The sequence below is a fragment of the Chishuiella changwenlii genome (assembly GCF_900142565.1).
Taxonomy (GTDB): Bacteria; Bacteroidota; Bacteroidia; order Flavobacteriales; family Weeksellaceae; genus Empedobacter; species Empedobacter changwenlii.
In genome coordinates, this window is sequence record NZ_FRBH01000001.1 from 64,897 (window position 1) to 81,328 (window position 16,432).

13 protein-coding genes are annotated in these 16,432 nt (G+C 30.8%); 9 read left to right on the top strand and 4 right to left on the bottom strand.

Annotated features, from left to right (window positions below; all coding sequences use genetic code 11):
• Nucleotides 1-212 precede the first annotated feature (212 nt).
• The 5 genes from BUA86_RS00320 (at nucleotide 213) to BUA86_RS00340 (ending at nucleotide 4,074) form a co-directional block, all read left to right on the top strand.
• Nucleotides 213-494: a GNAT family N-acetyltransferase gene (locus BUA86_RS00320; protein WP_072928767.1), complete on the top strand. Its 282-nt coding sequence runs from the start codon at nucleotides 213-215 to the stop codon at nucleotides 492-494.
• A 245-nt stretch (nucleotides 495-739) separates the two neighbouring features.
• The gene (locus tag BUA86_RS00325) at nucleotides 740-1,783 is read left to right on the top strand and encodes a methionine ABC transporter ATP-binding protein (protein ID WP_072928769.1); all 1,044 of its coding nucleotides are present in this window, start codon (nucleotides 740-742) and stop codon (nucleotides 1,781-1,783) included.
• Entirely contained in the window at nucleotides 1,764-2,417 is a 654-nt protein-coding gene (metI, locus tag BUA86_RS00330; protein ID WP_072928770.1) for a methionine ABC transporter permease MetI, read from the top strand. Before BUA86_RS00325 ends, metI begins: the two co-directional genes overlap by 20 nt.
• Before the next feature lie 12 nt (nucleotides 2,418-2,429).
• The gene (gene metQ, locus BUA86_RS00335; RefSeq protein ID WP_072928772.1) at nucleotides 2,430-3,242 is read left to right on the top strand and encodes a methionine ABC transporter substrate-binding lipoprotein MetQ; all 813 of its coding nucleotides are present in this window, start codon (nucleotides 2,430-2,432) and stop codon (nucleotides 3,240-3,242) included.
• 166 nt (nucleotides 3,243-3,408) lie between these two features.
• Complete coding sequence (locus BUA86_RS00340) at nucleotides 3,409-4,074, top strand: hypothetical protein (RefSeq protein WP_072928774.1); 666 nt, start codon at nucleotides 3,409-3,411, stop codon at nucleotides 4,072-4,074.
• Here BUA86_RS00340 and BUA86_RS00345 read toward each other — a convergent pair.
• Complete coding sequence (locus BUA86_RS00345) at nucleotides 4,071-4,994, bottom strand: LysR family transcriptional regulator (RefSeq protein WP_072928776.1); 924 nt, start codon at nucleotides 4,992-4,994, stop codon at nucleotides 4,071-4,073. The genes BUA86_RS00340 and BUA86_RS00345 overlap by 4 nt on opposite strands.
• A 94-nt stretch (nucleotides 4,995-5,088) precedes the next feature.
• Here BUA86_RS00345 and BUA86_RS00350 point away from each other — a divergent pair, with 94 nt between their 5' ends.
• The 3 genes from BUA86_RS00350 to BUA86_RS00360 all read left to right on the top strand — a co-directional run bounded on the left by BUA86_RS00350 (nucleotide 5,089) and on the right by BUA86_RS00360 (nucleotide 6,980).
• Nucleotides 5,089-5,688, top strand: coding sequence for an NAD(P)H-dependent oxidoreductase (locus BUA86_RS00350; protein WP_072928778.1), 600 nt, complete (start codon nucleotides 5,089-5,091; stop codon nucleotides 5,686-5,688).
• A gap of 2 nt (nucleotides 5,689-5,690) precedes the next feature.
• The gene (locus BUA86_RS00355; protein ID WP_072928781.1) at nucleotides 5,691-5,975 is read left to right on the top strand and encodes a putative quinol monooxygenase; all 285 of its coding nucleotides are present in this window, start codon (nucleotides 5,691-5,693) and stop codon (nucleotides 5,973-5,975) included.
• 96 nt (nucleotides 5,976-6,071) lie between these two features.
• The gene (locus BUA86_RS00360; protein ID WP_072928783.1) at nucleotides 6,072-6,980 is read left to right on the top strand and encodes an NAD(P)/FAD-dependent oxidoreductase; all 909 of its coding nucleotides are present in this window, start codon (nucleotides 6,072-6,074) and stop codon (nucleotides 6,978-6,980) included.
• A gap of 89 nt (nucleotides 6,981-7,069) precedes the next feature.
• Here BUA86_RS00360 and ggt read toward each other — a convergent pair whose 3' ends face one another.
• Entirely contained in the window at nucleotides 7,070-8,737 is a 1,668-nt protein-coding gene (ggt, locus tag BUA86_RS00365) for a gamma-glutamyltransferase (protein WP_072928785.1), read from the bottom strand.
• A gap of 176 nt (nucleotides 8,738-8,913) precedes the next feature.
• Complete coding sequence (locus BUA86_RS00370) at nucleotides 8,914-11,715, bottom strand: TonB-dependent receptor (protein ID WP_072928787.1); 2,802 nt, start codon at nucleotides 11,713-11,715, stop codon at nucleotides 8,914-8,916.
• A gap of 189 nt (nucleotides 11,716-11,904) precedes the next feature.
• Here BUA86_RS00370 and BUA86_RS00375 point away from each other — a divergent pair, with 189 nt between their 5' ends.
• Nucleotides 11,905-13,116, top strand: a complete 1,212-nt coding sequence (locus BUA86_RS00375) for a dicarboxylate/amino acid:cation symporter (protein WP_072928788.1) — start codon at nucleotides 11,905-11,907, stop codon at nucleotides 13,114-13,116.
• Between the two features lie 167 nt (nucleotides 13,117-13,283).
• Here BUA86_RS00375 and infB read toward each other — a convergent pair whose 3' ends face one another.
• On the bottom strand, nucleotides 13,284-16,391 hold the full coding sequence (gene infB, locus BUA86_RS00380) for a translation initiation factor IF-2 (protein WP_072928790.1): 3,108 nt from the start codon (nucleotides 16,389-16,391) through the stop codon (nucleotides 13,284-13,286).
• Between the last annotated feature and the right edge of the window lie 41 nt (nucleotides 16,392-16,432).

The window sequence follows — 16,432 nt, forward strand, 5'->3', positions numbered from 1 at the left end:
TTTATATAATAAGTAACTGATTCTATTAATTTGTTACAATTTAAAAGTGAAGAATATATAAAGTAGATAGTAGAAATTAATTTTAAAACTCAAATCCCTAACTACGAATGAAAACATTTTAAAAGAAAAATTCTTTTTAACTTACATCAAGATTAAAGAGTGAAAATAGATTTATTTTTGATAAAAATTATTAACCATAAAAAAATATAACAATGGAATTCGTAAAAACAGATGATGGTAAAAAAGGAATGGTACAAGCAATTGATGAAGGAAAAGTTGCTGGAGAAATGACTTATACTTGGGCAGGAAATGATAAAATTATTATAGACCATACACATGTTGACGAAGCTTACGGAGGACAAGGTATTGGAAAAAAAATCTTAATAAACATTATAGATTGGTTGAGATCTGAAAGTGTAAAAGCAATTCCTCTTTGTCCATTTGCAAAAGCTCAATTTGATAAAAATGAAGAATTTAGAGACGTTTTATCGTAGGAATTTATTACTATTAATTACTCTATAGGTATTTACTAACTATTGAACAAATACTTATTTTAGATTATTTTTCTAATTAAACATTATTCAATAGAATATTTTTAATATTAATCATAAAATAACGACGTAATACTAAATAATTCTTGGAAAAGTGAGTTAATCTCTATAAATTTGCTAGATTATAAGTTAAGTACTATAAACAGACCTTTCATATTATATTTTGAGAGGTTTTTTTGTTATATAAAATGATTGAATTAAAGAATATATCTAAAACATTTCGATCTTCGAAAAAGAAAACTATTGCCTTAAACCAAGTTTCTTTAAAAATAAATCAAGGGAAGATTTTTGGAATCATCGGAAAATCTGGTGCAGGAAAAAGTACGCTTATTCGTTGTGTAAATTTACTGGAACGACCTGATGAGGGTGAAGTTTGGGTAGATAATGTAAATCTGTTAGACCTTAGTGAAGCTAAACTAACATTAGAAAGACGTAAAATTGGGATGATTTTTCAACATTTCAATTTACTTTCTTCTCGTACTGTGGAAGACAATATTGCACTTCCATTAGAATTAATTGGAACTTCTAAAAGAGAAATTAAATCACGAGTTGATGAATTACTTCATTTAGTTGGAATCGGTGATAAAGCAAAAGAGTATCCTGCAAATTTATCTGGAGGACAAAAACAACGTGTTGCAATTGCACGCGCTTTAGCAAGTAATCCTACTTTATTATTGTGTGACGAAGCAACAAGTGCTTTGGATCCTGCTACAACAAAATCTATTTTGAATCTTCTGAAAGAGATTAATCAAAAATTGAATTTGACGATTTTATTAATTACACATGAAATGGAAGTAATTAATAGAATTTGTGATGAAGTCGGCGTTATTGATGATGGTATTCTTGTAGAACATGGAAGTGTTGAAGATGTTTTTACAAATCCAAAAGAAGATATTACAAAAGAATTTATTACGAATTCTCTTGATTTGAGTTTGCCAACATTTTTCGAAAAAAACATTTCAGCTTCTAAGCAAGAAAATGCTGCAACAATTTATAAACTAAGCTTTACTAATTTGCCACACTATAATTCTATTATAGAAGAAGTAAAGGGTTTATTCTCGTCAGAAATTGAACTTATCAATTCGAGAATAGAATATGCTGGTTCTGTAAATTATGGAACATTGTTTATCAAAGTACAAGCGAATGAGCAAAACAATAGAGCAATCGAAAATCATTTTACAGCACAAACGTTTAATATTAAAAAAGTAGGCTATGTCGGAAACAGTAATTAATCTCTTAATAAAAGGAAGCTGGGAAACAATTGTAATGACATTGGTTTCAGGATTTTTTGGTTTTGTTATTGGTTTACCTGTAGGTATTTTACTTTACTTAACAAGAAAAGATCAATTATTAGAAAATAAAATTGTTCATCAAGTTGTTGCATTTTTTGTAAACATCTTCCGCTCTATTCCATTCATTATTTTAATTGTTTGGATGATTCCATTTACAAGAAATTTAGTTGGAACATCTATTGGTGTTGTTGCTGCACTAGTTCCGTTAAGTGTAGGTGCTGCTCCATTTATTGCTCGATTAGTTGAAAACAGCTTATTAGAAGTACCAAGTGGTTTAATAGAAGCGGCAAGATCTATGGGTGCTAAACCAATGCAAATTATTCGTAAAGTTTTATTACCAGAAGCTTTACCATCTCTTATAAATGCTGCAACTATAACATTAATTACTTTAGTTGGATATTCTGCAATGGGTGGTGCTGTTGGTGCTGGCGGATTAGGACAAGTTGGTTATCAATATGGTTATGTTGGTTACGATATTGTTATAATGAATACCGTTCTTATTTTATTAATTATTATTGTGTTTATTTTACAATTTATTGGAGATAAACTTTCAAAAAAATTCAACCATAAATAAATATTAGAAATTATGAAAAAATTAAATTTTACTTTTATCATTGCCTTAATCTCTGCATTTACATTATTTTCTTGTGGAGGTAAAAAGACTAATGATTCAAACGTTTTAAAAGTTGGAATTACAATTGGTCCTGAACAAGAATTAGCAGAAGTAGCGAAAAAAGTAGCAAAAGAAAAATATAATCTTGATGTAGAATTAGTTTCTTTTAGTGAATATATTATGCCAAATGAGGCTTTAAACCAAGGTGATATTGATGTAAATGTTTATCAACATAAACCTTTTATGGATGAACAAATAAAACAACGTGGATATAAATTAGCTATCATTGGTAAAACATTTGTTTTCCCTATCGTTGCTTACTCTAAAAAAATAAAATCTATTAACGAATTAAAAGACGGAAGTACAATCGCAATTCCAAATGATCCTACAAATGGAGGAAGATCTTTATTGTTATTAGAAAAACAAGGTTTAATAAAATTAAAACCAAATGTTGGTTTATTACCAAAGGTTACAGACATCGTTTCTAATCCTAAAAAATTAGAAATTTTCGAATTAGAAGCGCCACAATTACCTCGCGTTTTAGACGATAAAAAAGTTGTGATTGCAATTATCAATAATAATTTCGCAGTACAATCTGGTTTAGATCAAGAAAAAGAAGGTATTTTCTCAGAGGATAAAGATTCTCCATATGTTAACTTAGTTGTATCTAGAGAGGATAACAAAAATGATGAAAAAATAAAACAATTTACACAGGCTTATCAGTCGGAGGAAGTAGCTAAAAAAGCTAACGAAATCTTTAAAGGAGGAGCTGTAAAAGGTTGGTAATTATTATCCAACTTTCTAAATATTTTAAATCCGAAGAAATTAATTTCTTCGGATTTTTTTATTGTATCAACAAATTAAAACACTTATATATTCAAAATAAATTTTAAGATAAAATATTTATCTTAGTGCTCATATTTAACACTATACAATTACTCTAATAAAATTTATGAACAATACAGACAGCTCACCTTTTGACATCCCAAAACAATCTTTTAAAAAATTCTTACCACAACTAAAAAGAATTACCATAGAAATTATTGTCATTGTTTTTTCTGTCTATGTATCTATTTGGCTTACCAATAGAAGCCAATACAACATGGAGCAAGAAGAAGCACGAGCATTTTTAAGTGATCTAAAAAATGATTTGGAAATTGATATCCATAACATGAAAGATGAAAAAGCTAAAATTGAAGAGTCTAAAAATGGAATATCATCATTACTAAAACTTTCCAAAAAGCAAATGGAAGAAGTTGGATATATTGATATGAAAATACAATTTAATACTAGAAGAAATATAGAGGCAAATTATGAAGGATTCAAATCTAGTGGAAAAATTGGAAACATTGAAAAACGAAAACTTAAAAATGATATTCTTTCCTATTACCAAGAGCATATGTCTGTAACAACTGAAATGGAAAAAGATATTAATTCAACTAAAAAAGATATTATTGAATTATTTGGTAAAAATAATTTTAATGCTAATTCTTTATCCGATCCATATTTAAGAACAAAAATGAACTTGTATATTGGTATAGTAAATAGCTTAGCTAAAGCTTATGATGATGATATAAAATTAGCTAAAACTATAATTAATGAAATGAATGGATATTAATCAATATGCTCTTCTATCTCAACCGAAGAAAACTCATTAATTAATAATTTCTCGATATGATTGATTTCTTCCATGAATAATGATTGTTTACGCTTCGCATAATACAAAGCATTTTCAACAGGAGAATATCCTTCCCAAATTTTTGTTATCTCTTTGGTATTTAAAACTTCTTGGCATAAAAACTCTGGTAAAATAGCAAGTCCACCATCTATTGATAAACAACGAATAATAGAAAATTTATTTGGAACGATGTAATTCGGTAAAAAGTCTGGATGCTCACCAAAATTTGTTTCCCAAAAACGATTTAAGACTTTCATATCCGAAGCGGTACTGTACCAAAATTGCATTTTTAACCAATCTTTTACTACACTTTTATCATTAATATCTAGAGAATAAAATTCTGTTAAATCAGTATTTTTACCTGCAACTAAAACAAATCTTTCACTTGCAAAAGGGTTATAGATTAAATTCGAATCATTACTTTTTATAGAAGTCATGATAGAATCTATAGAACCATTTTCTAATAAATGGAGTAAATGCTCATTGTCTCCAAATTGCATAATTAAATTAAAACCTAAATAAGGTATATGTTTTTCCAGTACTTGCTGAAAAGTTTCTACACACATTCCTATACTAAGCGTTGGACGTTCTACACCAGATTTTTTCTGAAAACGCTTTTCTACATCTTGCAAACATTCTACAGATGACAAAATTTGCTGATAAAACAATTTTCCTTTTTCTGTAGGAATCATTTTACGAGATGTTCTTTCAAACAATGGAAAACCAGTATAAGCTTCTAATGCATTTAAATGTAAGCCAATACCTGGCTGAGAAACAAATAATTGCTTTGCAGCACCACTCATTGTTCCTGTTTCGTAAATAGCTTTAAATGTTCTAAACCACTCTAAATTGACTTGCATAGTATAATAATTATTATAGTTTAATGTAATTTACATTATTTTAATTTTATAAAACTATGAAATAATTTTGTCATGTAAAATTAAAATTGAAAAAATGAAGAAAGTATTCATTATAAATGGTGGTCAAGTTTTTGGAGAAAGTAATGGAAAATTAAATGATACAATTAGCCAATGGACTTCAAATTACTTTACAAATAATGAGGTTGAAGTTAGAGTTACAAACGTTTCTGAACAATATGATCCTTTTACGGAAGCAGATAATTTTTTATGGGCAGATTTAATTGTATGGCATACGCCGATTTGGTGGTTTCAAGTTCCTTTTAAATTAAAACAATATATAGATGAAGTTTTACAATTGGGAGGACATGGAAAACTTTATAAAAATGACGGTAGAACAAGAACAAATCCTGAAATAAATTATGGAACTGGTGGATTGTTACAAGGTAAAAATTATATGGTAACTACAACTTGGAATGCTCCAAAAGGTGCTTTTAATATTGAAGGTGAAATAATGAATCTAAAAAATGTAGATGAAGGTATCTTATTTGGATTCCATGTTTCTATGAAATTTATTGGATTAACAAAAGTCGATGGTTTTCATTTTTATGATGTGATGAAAGGTTTAACACCAGAAAGATTTGACAATTACCACATAGAATATGAACAACATTTAGCAAACATTTTAAATAAATAATTATGAAAATATATCTTACAGCAATTATAGAAACTAAACCAGAGTTTCTTGCAGAAGTCAAAAGTGTTTTAGAAAATATGGTTGTAGAAACTCGAAAAGAATCTGCATGTTTACAATACGATTTACACCAAAGTATTGAGAATGAAAATACATTCATATTCTATGAAATATGGGCTAATCAATCTGGTTTAGATGAACACAATAAACAACCCTATATTCAAGAATTCATAGAATTGGGAAATAAATTGGCAAGTGCTCCTTCTATTTATCTTAGTAAAAAACTTTAAAAAATTACCTTGATCTAATTAATAGTTCAAGGTAATTTTTATTAATACAACAATGTCGCATTAATTTATTTTTAGTTAGATTTGTAAAAAAATACGATGCTAAAAAATAAAAAATACGATGTCATTATAATTGGAGGAAGCTATGCAGGGCTTTCTGCAGCAATGTCTTTAGGAAGATCTTTAAGAAAAGTATTAGTAATTGATAGTAATGCTCCTTGTAATGAACAAACACCACACTCTCATAATTTTTTAACACAGGATGGAGAAACTCCAAGCGAAATTCATAGAAAAGCAAAAGAACAAGTTAGCCAATATTCTACTGTAGAATTAATAAACGGACTTGCTGTACATGGTAAAAAGATAGAAAACGGATTTACTATTACAACAGCTGATGATATAACTTTTGAAGCAAAGAAATTAATTTTTGCTACTGGAGTAAAAGATTTATTTCCAGCAATTAAAAACTTTACTGAATGTTGGGGAATCTCTGTTATTCATTGTCCATACTGTCATGGTTATGAAGTTAAAAATCAGAAAACTGCAATTCTATCTAATGGAGATAGAGCATTACACATTGCATCATTAGTTAATAACCTAACAAAGGATTTGACAATTTTAACGAATGGAAAACCCGATTTTACAGAAGAACAACTTGAAAAATTAAATAGAAATAATATTACCATTATCGAGGACAAAGTAATAGAAATTGAACATGAGAATGGATATGTAAAAAATGTTGTATTAGACAACAATTCAAAAATTGATTTTAAAGCAGTATATGCGGCAATTCCATTTATTCAACACTCTGACATCCCAGCAGCATTAGGTTGTGAAATAAATGAACAAGGTTACATTAAAATTGACGCATTTAACTTAACAACAATAGATGGCGTTTGGGCTTGTGGAGATAATACAAATCCTATGAGATCTGTTGCAAATGCAGTTGCAAGCGGAAGTATTACAGGAGCAATGATAAATAAAGTTTTAGTAGACGAACAGTTCTAAAATTATTTTTAAAATATTAAGTAGCTAGGATTTTGATTAACAAAAAAAGCAATCTAAATAGATTGCTTTTTTTATGTTATGAACAATTGTTAATAACCTATTGCTTTATCATCTCCTCTTGGATCTGCACCAGCTTGATATGTTCCATTTGGATTAACTAAAATTCCTTCTACTCTTCCATAAGGGTTTCTTTCTTTTAATTTATATCCCTTTTGTTTTAATTTTTCTCGAACACTTTCTGATATTGCTGTTGGTTCATAATCTACTTGATCTGGTAACCATTGATGATGAAAACGAGGTGCTGCAACAGCTTCCTGCATTGTCATTCCAAAATCAACAACATTTAAAATAGCTTGAAAAACCGATGTAATAATTGTAGAACCTCCCGGAGTTCCTACCACCATAAATAATTTTCCATCTTTTTCCAAAATAGAAGGAGTCATAGAACTTAACATTCTTTTAGATGGTTCTATCGCATTTGCTTTTCCACCAACTAATCCATATAAATTTGGTGTTCCTGGTTTTACAGAAAAATCATCCATTTCATCATTCAAAATAAATCCAGCACCATCTACTACAACTAAAGAACCGTAAGAATTATTAAGTGTCGTTGTTACAGAAACTGCATTTCCATCCTTATCAACAACCACATAATGTGTTGTTTCCATAGATTCTTTTCCTTTTAATTCTCCTGCCTTTATATCTGAGCTTAATGTCGCTTTATCAAATGAAAAATTATTCATTCTTCCAACATTATAAGAACGATCTAATAGTTGTTTTTGAGGAACATCATAAAAATCTGGATCTCCTAAATGTTCTGCTCTATCTGCATAAACACGACGTTCTGCTTCTACCATTACTTGAATTGTAGAATCTGCTTGAAATCCCCATTTTTGTAAAGGATAATTTTCTACAGACTGAAACAAAGAAACCAATGCGATTCCTCCACTAGAAGGCGGTGGCATAGAAATTACTTTTAATCCTTTGTAAGTTCCACTAACTGGTGTTCTCCAAACTGAATTATACTGTTTAAGATCTTTTTTAGAAATGATACCATTTCCTCTCTTCATTTCTTTTACAATTAAATTAGCAGTTTTTCCTTCATAGAAACCAGCACGTCCTTTTTCTTGAACTAATTTTAATGTATTTGCTAAGTCTTTTTGTACAAATAAATCTCCTTCTTTCCATACTGCTTTAGATGTAAAAGCATTTAATTTTGTATTGTATTTTAAGAATTTCTCATGCTTTGTTGTAAACTCATCAGCTTGCTTTTTCGTTAATTGAAATCCATTCTGAGCTAAATCAATTGCAGGTTGTACTAAATCTTTCCAACTTAATTTTCCATATTTCTCATGTGCTTTTACCATTCCATCAACTGTACCAGGAACTCCAGCCGCGAATTGTCCATATAAACTAAGATCTGTAATTGCATTACCATCTTTATCCCAGTACATATCCTCTTTCGCTTTTAAAGGTGCTTTTTCTCTGTAATCTAAAGCATCTGTTTTTCCATTAGCATCGCGGTAAACCATAAATCCACCACCACCAATATTACCTGCATTTGGATAAACAACAGCTAAAGCAAATTGTACAGCAATTGAAGCATCAATTGCATTTCCTCCTTTTTTCAAAATATCAACACCAACTTTTGATGCTTCTGGATGAGCAGAAACCACTACTCCATTTTTATAATTTTCTTGAGCTATTAACTGAACAGCTGCAAGAAAAGAAAATAGTATAATTGATATCTTTTTCATATCTATTTATGATTTAAGGCATAATGCCTATTTATTATTTTTGTATTTATTTGATTTTTAATTCTTTTAATTAAAAAACATAAGATTAAATTCTTCAAAATACTTATAACAAAAATACCAAACCTCTATTAAGTAAAATAGAGATTTGGTAATTTTTATACTAGTTAAAATTTATTTTATAGGTTTAAAGATAAACGTGCAAAAGCAAAACGTCCACCTGTACCAAACTGTTGTCCAGTTCTAGAATACAAGAAATACCCTGCTCCTCTTAAACCACCAACATTTGTTTTATCTGGGTAAATATCAAACAAATTGTTTGCACCCACAGTTAATGATACATTTTTAGTAAATGCATAGCCTAAACTTAAATCTGTTACAACTTTTGCACTAAAAACTTGTGAGTCTGCAATTGTATTTGTTGCGCCATCAACTTCTCCGAAGTAAACATTTCTTAAGTAAACATTCCACTTATCTAATGAATAATTAAGCGATAAATTAACTTTAGTACGAGGAACAGCAGATTCTAAGTAAATTCTACTAGAACGATCAAAATAAGTTGATTCCTTTCCTTTTAATAAATCTGAGGCATGTACATCTCCTACAACATTTGTTTTACTAAAAGTTGCCGATAAATCTCCTCTTAATTTTCCTCTTCCAAAACGATCTTGATAAGTTAAAACAACATCTAAACCTCTTGTTTCTGTATCTATGGCATTTGCAAATAAACGAGCAGAAGTTGCATTTGCTTGTTGTAACAATTGATAAATTTCTTTGTCTTGATCTGATGCTCCCGCAGCATTACTTCCAGTAAAAGCTCCTGTATAAACAATTCTATCATCTATTCTGATAAAATATCCATCAACACTCAATTTAAATTTACCCCAGTTTGCTGTAACTCCAGCCGAAACTGATTTAGATTTTTCTTCATTTAACTGAGGAATACCTAATAATTTTGCTACACGGCTATCGTTTGTAAATGTTCCTGAATTAGAAATAACACCTTCTTGGAATAAACTAGATGTTGCACTAAAATATAATTGATGCAACGATGGTGCTCTAAACCCTGTACTCGCGGCTGCTCTCAAAACATAGTTTCCTAATTTGTATCGCGTAGATAATTTACCATTTAATGTTGATCCAAAATCTGAATAATCTTCATAGCGAACCGCTGCTGCAACTAACCATTCTTTTGTAAAATTAAACTCAGTATCTAAATATGCTGCAACAGAATGACGACTTGCATTCACTTCATTTGCTGGTAAAAAACCAGGGAATGCTTGTGCTCCTCCTGCGAATGGTGTTCCATTTGCTGCAAATAATGTATTCACATTTCCATTAAAATCCTGAACATAAATTGGGTTTCCATTTCCATCAACTCCAATTTGTCTTACTTTACCATAGTTTGCATAAGAAGATTCTTCTCCTGCTACAATTTGATATTTTTCATAACGGAATTCAGCTCCAAAAGCAACATTTATTCCAGCTAAAGCATCATCAAAAAATCGAGTAAAATCTAAATTCGTTGTATTTTGTGTAAATCGATATCCACCAGCTTCAAAAGATGTTGGTGAAGAATCTAACATAGATGCATTAACCGTATTCTTAACTCCGAAATCTATTGTATTATTTCCGTAAGTATTCGAGAAATCTACTTTCCAATTATTTATCTCACTTCTAATACCTGCAGATAATGAACGATCGTAATTATTTGTTTCAATTAATGGTAAATATCCATTTGGGAAAATAGATGCTACTGTTTGATGCAATTGCGATGGTTGACGACGGAATGCTGTTGATTCTCCTAAACGATAATTTAATCCTCCAAAAGCATAAATTTCTGTTTTATCTGAAACGGGAAAAAGTGAATTGATAAAAATTGCACCTCCTTCATTTTTAGATTGTCCTATTCTAGAAACATAATCACCTCTTGTTTCTCCACGTCTTGCTAATTCAGCTTCTGTAATATCTACTCCTGTTGGATTTGGATATAAATCTGGTCGATTATAATCTGAGAAAATTGTTCCTGTAAATTCTTTTTGACGATTAAATGGTTGTCTTTTATCATAAGAACCAGCTAAATTTACATAACCTCCTTTTTCTCCTACTTTTACACCATAATTTACATTGGCTTGGAAAGTTTCTCCATCAAAATTATCTTCTGCGTTTCGAGATAAATTTCCTCCGTACGATATAGTCGCACGTAATTTATCTGTAGAATCGTCTAAAACTATATTAATTACACCTGCAATGGCATCTGAACCATATTGTGCTGCTGCACCATCACGTAAAATCTCTATACGTTTAATTGCAGAAGTTGGAATCGCATTTAAATCTGTTCCAACAGATCCTTTTCCAAATGCACCATTAATATTAATTAAAGAAGTTGTATGTCTACGTTTTCCATTAATTAATACCAATACTTGATCTGGTCCTAAACCTCTTAAAGAAGCAGGATCCACGTGATCTGTACCATCTGAGATAACTTGTGTATTAGAACTAAAAGATGGTGCAACATAATTTAATATTTGGTTAAGGGAAACTTGTCCTACATCTTTTGTTACTTCTTTTATATCGATTACATCTACAGGAGTTGAAGAATCTAATTGTGTGCGTCCAACGCTTCTAGAACCAATTAAAACTACTTCACTAAGATCTGTTTGTTCATTTATTGATTGTAAAAGAAAGTCTAATGGAAATTCATTTTCATCCATTACATCAATTGATTGCTCTGTTGCAGATTCTCCTACTGCCGTAACAACAATAGAATATTTTCCTGGCTCTACAATCAATTCATACAAACCATTAGCGTCTGTAGATGTTGTAATATTAGTTCCTTTTACATTTACAGTTGCATTTACAACTGGACCATTATCATTCTGAACAATTCCTGTAACTTTTGTTTGGGCGAACAATACTGTTCCTCCAAATAATGATGTTACTAAAAATAGTTTTTTGAGTGAGTATTTCTCTCTAATCATATCATCTTTTTAAAGTCTAGCAAATTTATAGACTTTATAGAATATAAACCAAGTCATTTATAAAAAACTTTAAAAAAATGTTAAGAAAATAAATAATTAAAAAACAAGTAGACAGAATATATTATTTAACTTACTGGAATTATTAACTTTAAAACAATTCCCAAATTATATTTGGTTAAAACTAAAAAAATGAACCTACATCTCTGGAAAAACTATAGTAACATTATCTTACTTCTCATCGGTATTTTTATTGGAAGTCTTATTGGTATTTTTAAACCAGATTTAGTGAATTATCTAAAACCTGTTGGAGATATTTTTCTTAATCTATTATTTGTAACCGTAATTCCATTGGTATTTTTTGCAATTGTTTCTGCTATATCTGGTATTGAACAGCAGAATAAACTTGGTAAAATTATTGGAACAATGGTTTTAACTTTTCTAAGTTTTATTTTGATTTCGGCTATATTCTGTATCGTTATGGTTTATTTTTTCCCTACAGAAGCTCCTAAAAATATATCAGAAACGATAACAGAAAATATTCAGAATAATGCGACTATTAATGACCAAATTGTTGGCTTTTTTACTGTAGATGAATTTTACCATTTGTTTTCGCGCCAGAATATGCTTGCATTACTGTTATTTGCTTTTTTAGTAGGAATATCTATCAGAAATGCTGGAGAAAAAGGAAAAGTATTCCAAGACTTTATTTTGTCGGGAAATGAAGTTATGAAACAACTTTTATTGTTGATCATGAAAGTTGCTCCTATTGGATTAGGTGCTTATTTTGCTTATCAAGTTGGAACTATTGGTCCACAACTTTTCGGTTTTTATGCCAAACCTTTAGGATTATATTATATCGTTGGAACTATTTATTTCATTGTATTCTTTAGCCTTTATGCATTTATTTGGAAAGGTAGAAGTGGTGTACAAGCTTTTTGGAAAGAAGGACTTTTACCAAGTTTAACTGCAATTAGCACATGTAGTAGCTTGGCTACAATGCCAGTTGCTATTGAAGCTTCAAAAAAAATGGGTGTACCAGCTTCTATTGCCAATGTTGTTATCCCGATCGGAACTACTATTCATAAAAATGGATCTTCTATTTCATCTATTATAAAAATATATGTTGCATTTCAATTACTCGGTTGGAACTTTTTTGAACCGACGAATCTTATCATGGCATTAGGAATAACTGTTTTTGTAAGTGCTGTTGCTGGTGGTATACCAAATGGTGGGTACATTGGAGAAATGTTAATGATTTCTGTTTATAAAATACCATCAGATGTTGTTCCTGCTGTTATAATTATTGGAACTTTAGTTGATCCTTTAGCAACTATTCTTAATTCGGTAGGAAATATTTTAGCAAGTATGATTGTTTCTAAGTTTGTTAAAACTGAATCATAGTTCATTGAAAATCTTAATAATTCTTATAATTTTGAGTTTATTTACATGATACGAAACTTATTATATAGCGTTTCGACATGCTCAACTTTACAAACTTGAATGATACTTTATAAAAACAAAAAAGGAGCACTTTAAAAGTGCTCCTTTTTAATTTATACTATATGAAATTATTTCAATTTCTTTTTTACTTCAACAGTTTCATATGCTTCGATAATATCGTTTACTTGGATATCATTAAAGTTTTTGATATTAAGACCACATTCGTAACCTTTAGAAACTTCTTTAACATCATCTTTAAAACGTTTTAATGAAGCTAACTCACCATCGTGAACAACAACTCCGTCGCGAATAATACGTATTTTAGATTGTCTGTAAACTTTACCATCTAATACCATACATCCTGCAATTGTACCAACTTTCGTTACTTTGAATGTTTCACGAACTTCGATATTACCAGTTACTTGTTCTTTTAACTCTGGAGATAACATACCTTCCATTGCTTCTTTAATTTCTTCAATAGCAGCGTAGATAATAGAATAAGTTCTAATTTCTACTTCTTCTCTATCTGCGATTTCACGAGCAGAAACACCTGGACGAACGTTGAATCCAATAATAATAGCATCTGATGCAGAAGCTAATAATACGTCAGACTCTGTAATTTGTCCAACACCTTTGTGTAAGATGTTTACGATGATTTCTTCTGTAGAAAGTTTTTGTAATGAATCTGTTAATGCTTCAACAGAACCATCCACATCCCCTTTCAAGATAATATTTAATTCTTTGAAATCTCCTAAAGCAATACGACGTCCAATCTCATCAAGTGTGATGTGTTTTTGTGTACGAATAGTTTGCTCACGTTGTAATTGATCTCTACGAGTTGCAATTTGTTTCGCTTCACGCTCATCTTCATAAACTTTAAATTTATCACCTGCTGTTGGAGCACCTGCTAAACCTAAAATTGTAACTGGAGTTGATGGACCAGCAATTTTTACATTATTACCACGCTCATCTAACATTGCACGAACTTTACCATGGTGAGATCCTGCTAATACATAATCTCCAATTTGTAATGTTCCTGTTTGTACGATGATAGTAGAAACATATCCACGTCCTTTATCTAATGCAGCTTCTACAACTGTACCAGATGCTTTACGCTTAGGATTTGCTTTAAGATCTAATACTTCTGCTTCTAATAAAACTTTTTCTAATAAATCCTCTACGTTTAATCCTGATTTAGCTGAGATTTCTTGTGATTGGTAAGTACCTCCCCAATCTTCAACTAATAAGTTCATTTGAGCTAATTGCTCTTTAACTTTTTCTGGATTAGCTCCTGGTTTATCAATTTTATTAATAGCGAATACCATTGGTACACCTGCCGCTTGTGCGTGAGAAATTGCTTCTCTTGTTTGTGGCATGATCTGGTCATCAGCAGCAATTACAATAATTGCGATATCTGTAACCTGAGCACCACGAGCACGCATCGCTGTAAAGGCTTCGTGACCTGGTGTATCTAAGAATGCTACACGTTTACCGCTTGGTAATGTTACGTTGTAAGCACCTATATGTTGAGTAATCCCTCCAGATTCTCCAGCAATTACGTTTGCCTTACGAATATAATCTAGTAAAGATGTTTTACCGTGGTCAACGTGTCCCATTACAGTAACAATTGGCGCACGAGTTTCTAAATCTTCTTCGTTGTCGATTTCTTCTTCTTCTGTAGAAATTTCTTCCTCAGCATTAGCAAATACTGCTTCGAATCCGAAATCATCTGCTACTAATTGAATAGTATCAGCTTCTAAACGTTGGTTCATTGTAACCATGATACCTAAAGACATACATGCAGAAATTACTTCTGTTACAGAAACATTCATTAACGAAGCTAATTCGTTAACTGTTACAAATTCTGTAACATGTAATGTTTTGTCCATGTCGATCGCTTCTTGCTCCATTTCGGCATACTCACGACGTTCTTTACGTTTATCTCTTCTATGTTTAGCTCCTTTAGATCCTTTACCTTTATTAGTTAATTTATCTAAAGTATCTTTAATTTGTTTTTTAACATCTTCATCAGACAATTCTACTTGTGGAGCTCTTGGTCCTCTAAAGTTGTTTCCACCTCTAAAGTTTCCACCTTGTCCACCTTGACGGTTTCCACCACCTTGTCCTCCTTGGCGATTACCACCTCCTTGTCCACCTTGGCGATTTCCACCTCCTTGTCCACCTTGACGATTATTTCCACCTTGTCCTCCTTGGTTGTTACCACCTTGTCCTTGACGATTATTTCCGCCTTGTCCTCCTTGGTTATTACCACCTTGTCCTTGACGATTATTATTGTTACCGTTTTCTCCAGATTTAGCTACATCTTCAGGTTTTACATTTTTCTGAATACGTTTACGTTTCTTTTTATCTGCAGCATTATTAGCTCCTCCTCTCTGGTTTCCTTTTTTATCGTCTGGTTTCTTTTTATCAAACTTTGATAAATCAATTTTTGCTCCAGTAAAATTAGGTCCGTCCAATTTTGTATAAACTGTTTCAATTTTTTGATTTTCAGTTGATACTTCTTCAATTTCTTCTTTCTTCACTTCAGGTTTCGCTTCTGATTTTATTTCAGGTTTAACCTCTTCAACTTTTTTAGGTTCTTCCTTCTTCACCTCTTCTTTCTTAGCTTCAACTTTAGGAGTTTCAACTTTAGGAGTTTCAGTTTGCTCTTTTTTAGGAGCTGGAGAATCTTGTTTTTTAGATTTACCTGTATTATTTATTTTATCAAGATCGATCACCTTAATTACTTTAGGACCTTTTGTTTCCTTAGTAGTTTCTGTAGACTTTTCTTCAACTTTTGGAGTTGGAGCTTCTTCTTTCTTGATTTCTTCTTTTTTTACTTCTTCCTTAGCTGGAGCTTTTTCCTCCTTAGCTTTAGGTTTTAAAGCATCTAAGTCTATTTTACCAACAGTCTTAGGTCCTTCTAGTTCTACTTTAGTCGTTGGGATAACTTCTGTTTTCTCTACAACAGGTTTTTCAGTTGCTGCTTTTTCATCAGCTTCTTTTTTCTCTGCAGCTTTAATATCAGAAATTTTGTTAATGACTACTTCCCCAGAAGCTTGCTTTTGTTTAGCATCTGACCGGAACTCATTAACTAAAATATCATAAGTTGGCACATCGATTTTAGAATTTGGGTTTTTATCTACAGTTTTACCTTTGGCTTCTAAAAAATCAACAGCTCTATCTATTGATATATTTAATTCTTTTAATACTTTACTTAATCTTATTTCCGGCATATGAAACTAATCTCTTATTTTATAATGTTTGCAAATTTACA

Bases quoted from the DNA above. Each gene is read 5' to 3' on its own strand.
- BUA86_RS00320 (WP_072928767.1), top strand. From the start codon at position 213: ATGGAATTCGTAAAAACAGATGATGGTAAAAAAGGAATGGTACAAGCA.
- BUA86_RS00340 (WP_072928774.1), top strand. From the start codon at position 3,409: ATGAACAATACAGACAGCTCACCTTTTGACATCCCAAAACAATCTTTT.
- BUA86_RS00325 (WP_072928769.1), top strand. From the start codon at position 740: ATGATTGAATTAAAGAATATATCTAAAACATTTCGATCTTCGAAAAAG.
- metI (WP_072928770.1), top strand. From the start codon at position 1,764: ATGTCGGAAACAGTAATTAATCTCTTAATAAAAGGAAGCTGGGAAACA.
- BUA86_RS00350 (WP_072928778.1), top strand. From the start codon at position 5,089: ATGAAGAAAGTATTCATTATAAATGGTGGTCAAGTTTTTGGAGAAAGT.
- infB (WP_072928790.1), bottom strand. From the start codon at position 16,391: ATGCCGGAAATAAGATTAAGTAAAGTATTAAAAGAATTAAATATATCA.
- BUA86_RS00370 (WP_072928787.1), bottom strand. From the start codon at position 11,715: ATGATTAGAGAGAAATACTCACTCAAAAAACTATTTTTAGTAACATCA.
- BUA86_RS00375 (WP_072928788.1), top strand. From the start codon at position 11,905: ATGAACCTACATCTCTGGAAAAACTATAGTAACATTATCTTACTTCTC.
- metQ (WP_072928772.1), top strand. From the start codon at position 2,430: ATGAAAAAATTAAATTTTACTTTTATCATTGCCTTAATCTCTGCATTT.
- ggt (WP_072928785.1), bottom strand. From the start codon at position 8,737: ATGAAAAAGATATCAATTATACTATTTTCTTTTCTTGCAGCTGTTCAG.
- BUA86_RS00360 (WP_072928783.1), top strand. From the start codon at position 6,072: ATGCTAAAAAATAAAAAATACGATGTCATTATAATTGGAGGAAGCTAT.
- BUA86_RS00355 (WP_072928781.1), top strand. From the start codon at position 5,691: ATGAAAATATATCTTACAGCAATTATAGAAACTAAACCAGAGTTTCTT.
- BUA86_RS00345 (WP_072928776.1), bottom strand. From the start codon at position 4,994: ATGCAAGTCAATTTAGAGTGGTTTAGAACATTTAAAGCTATTTACGAA.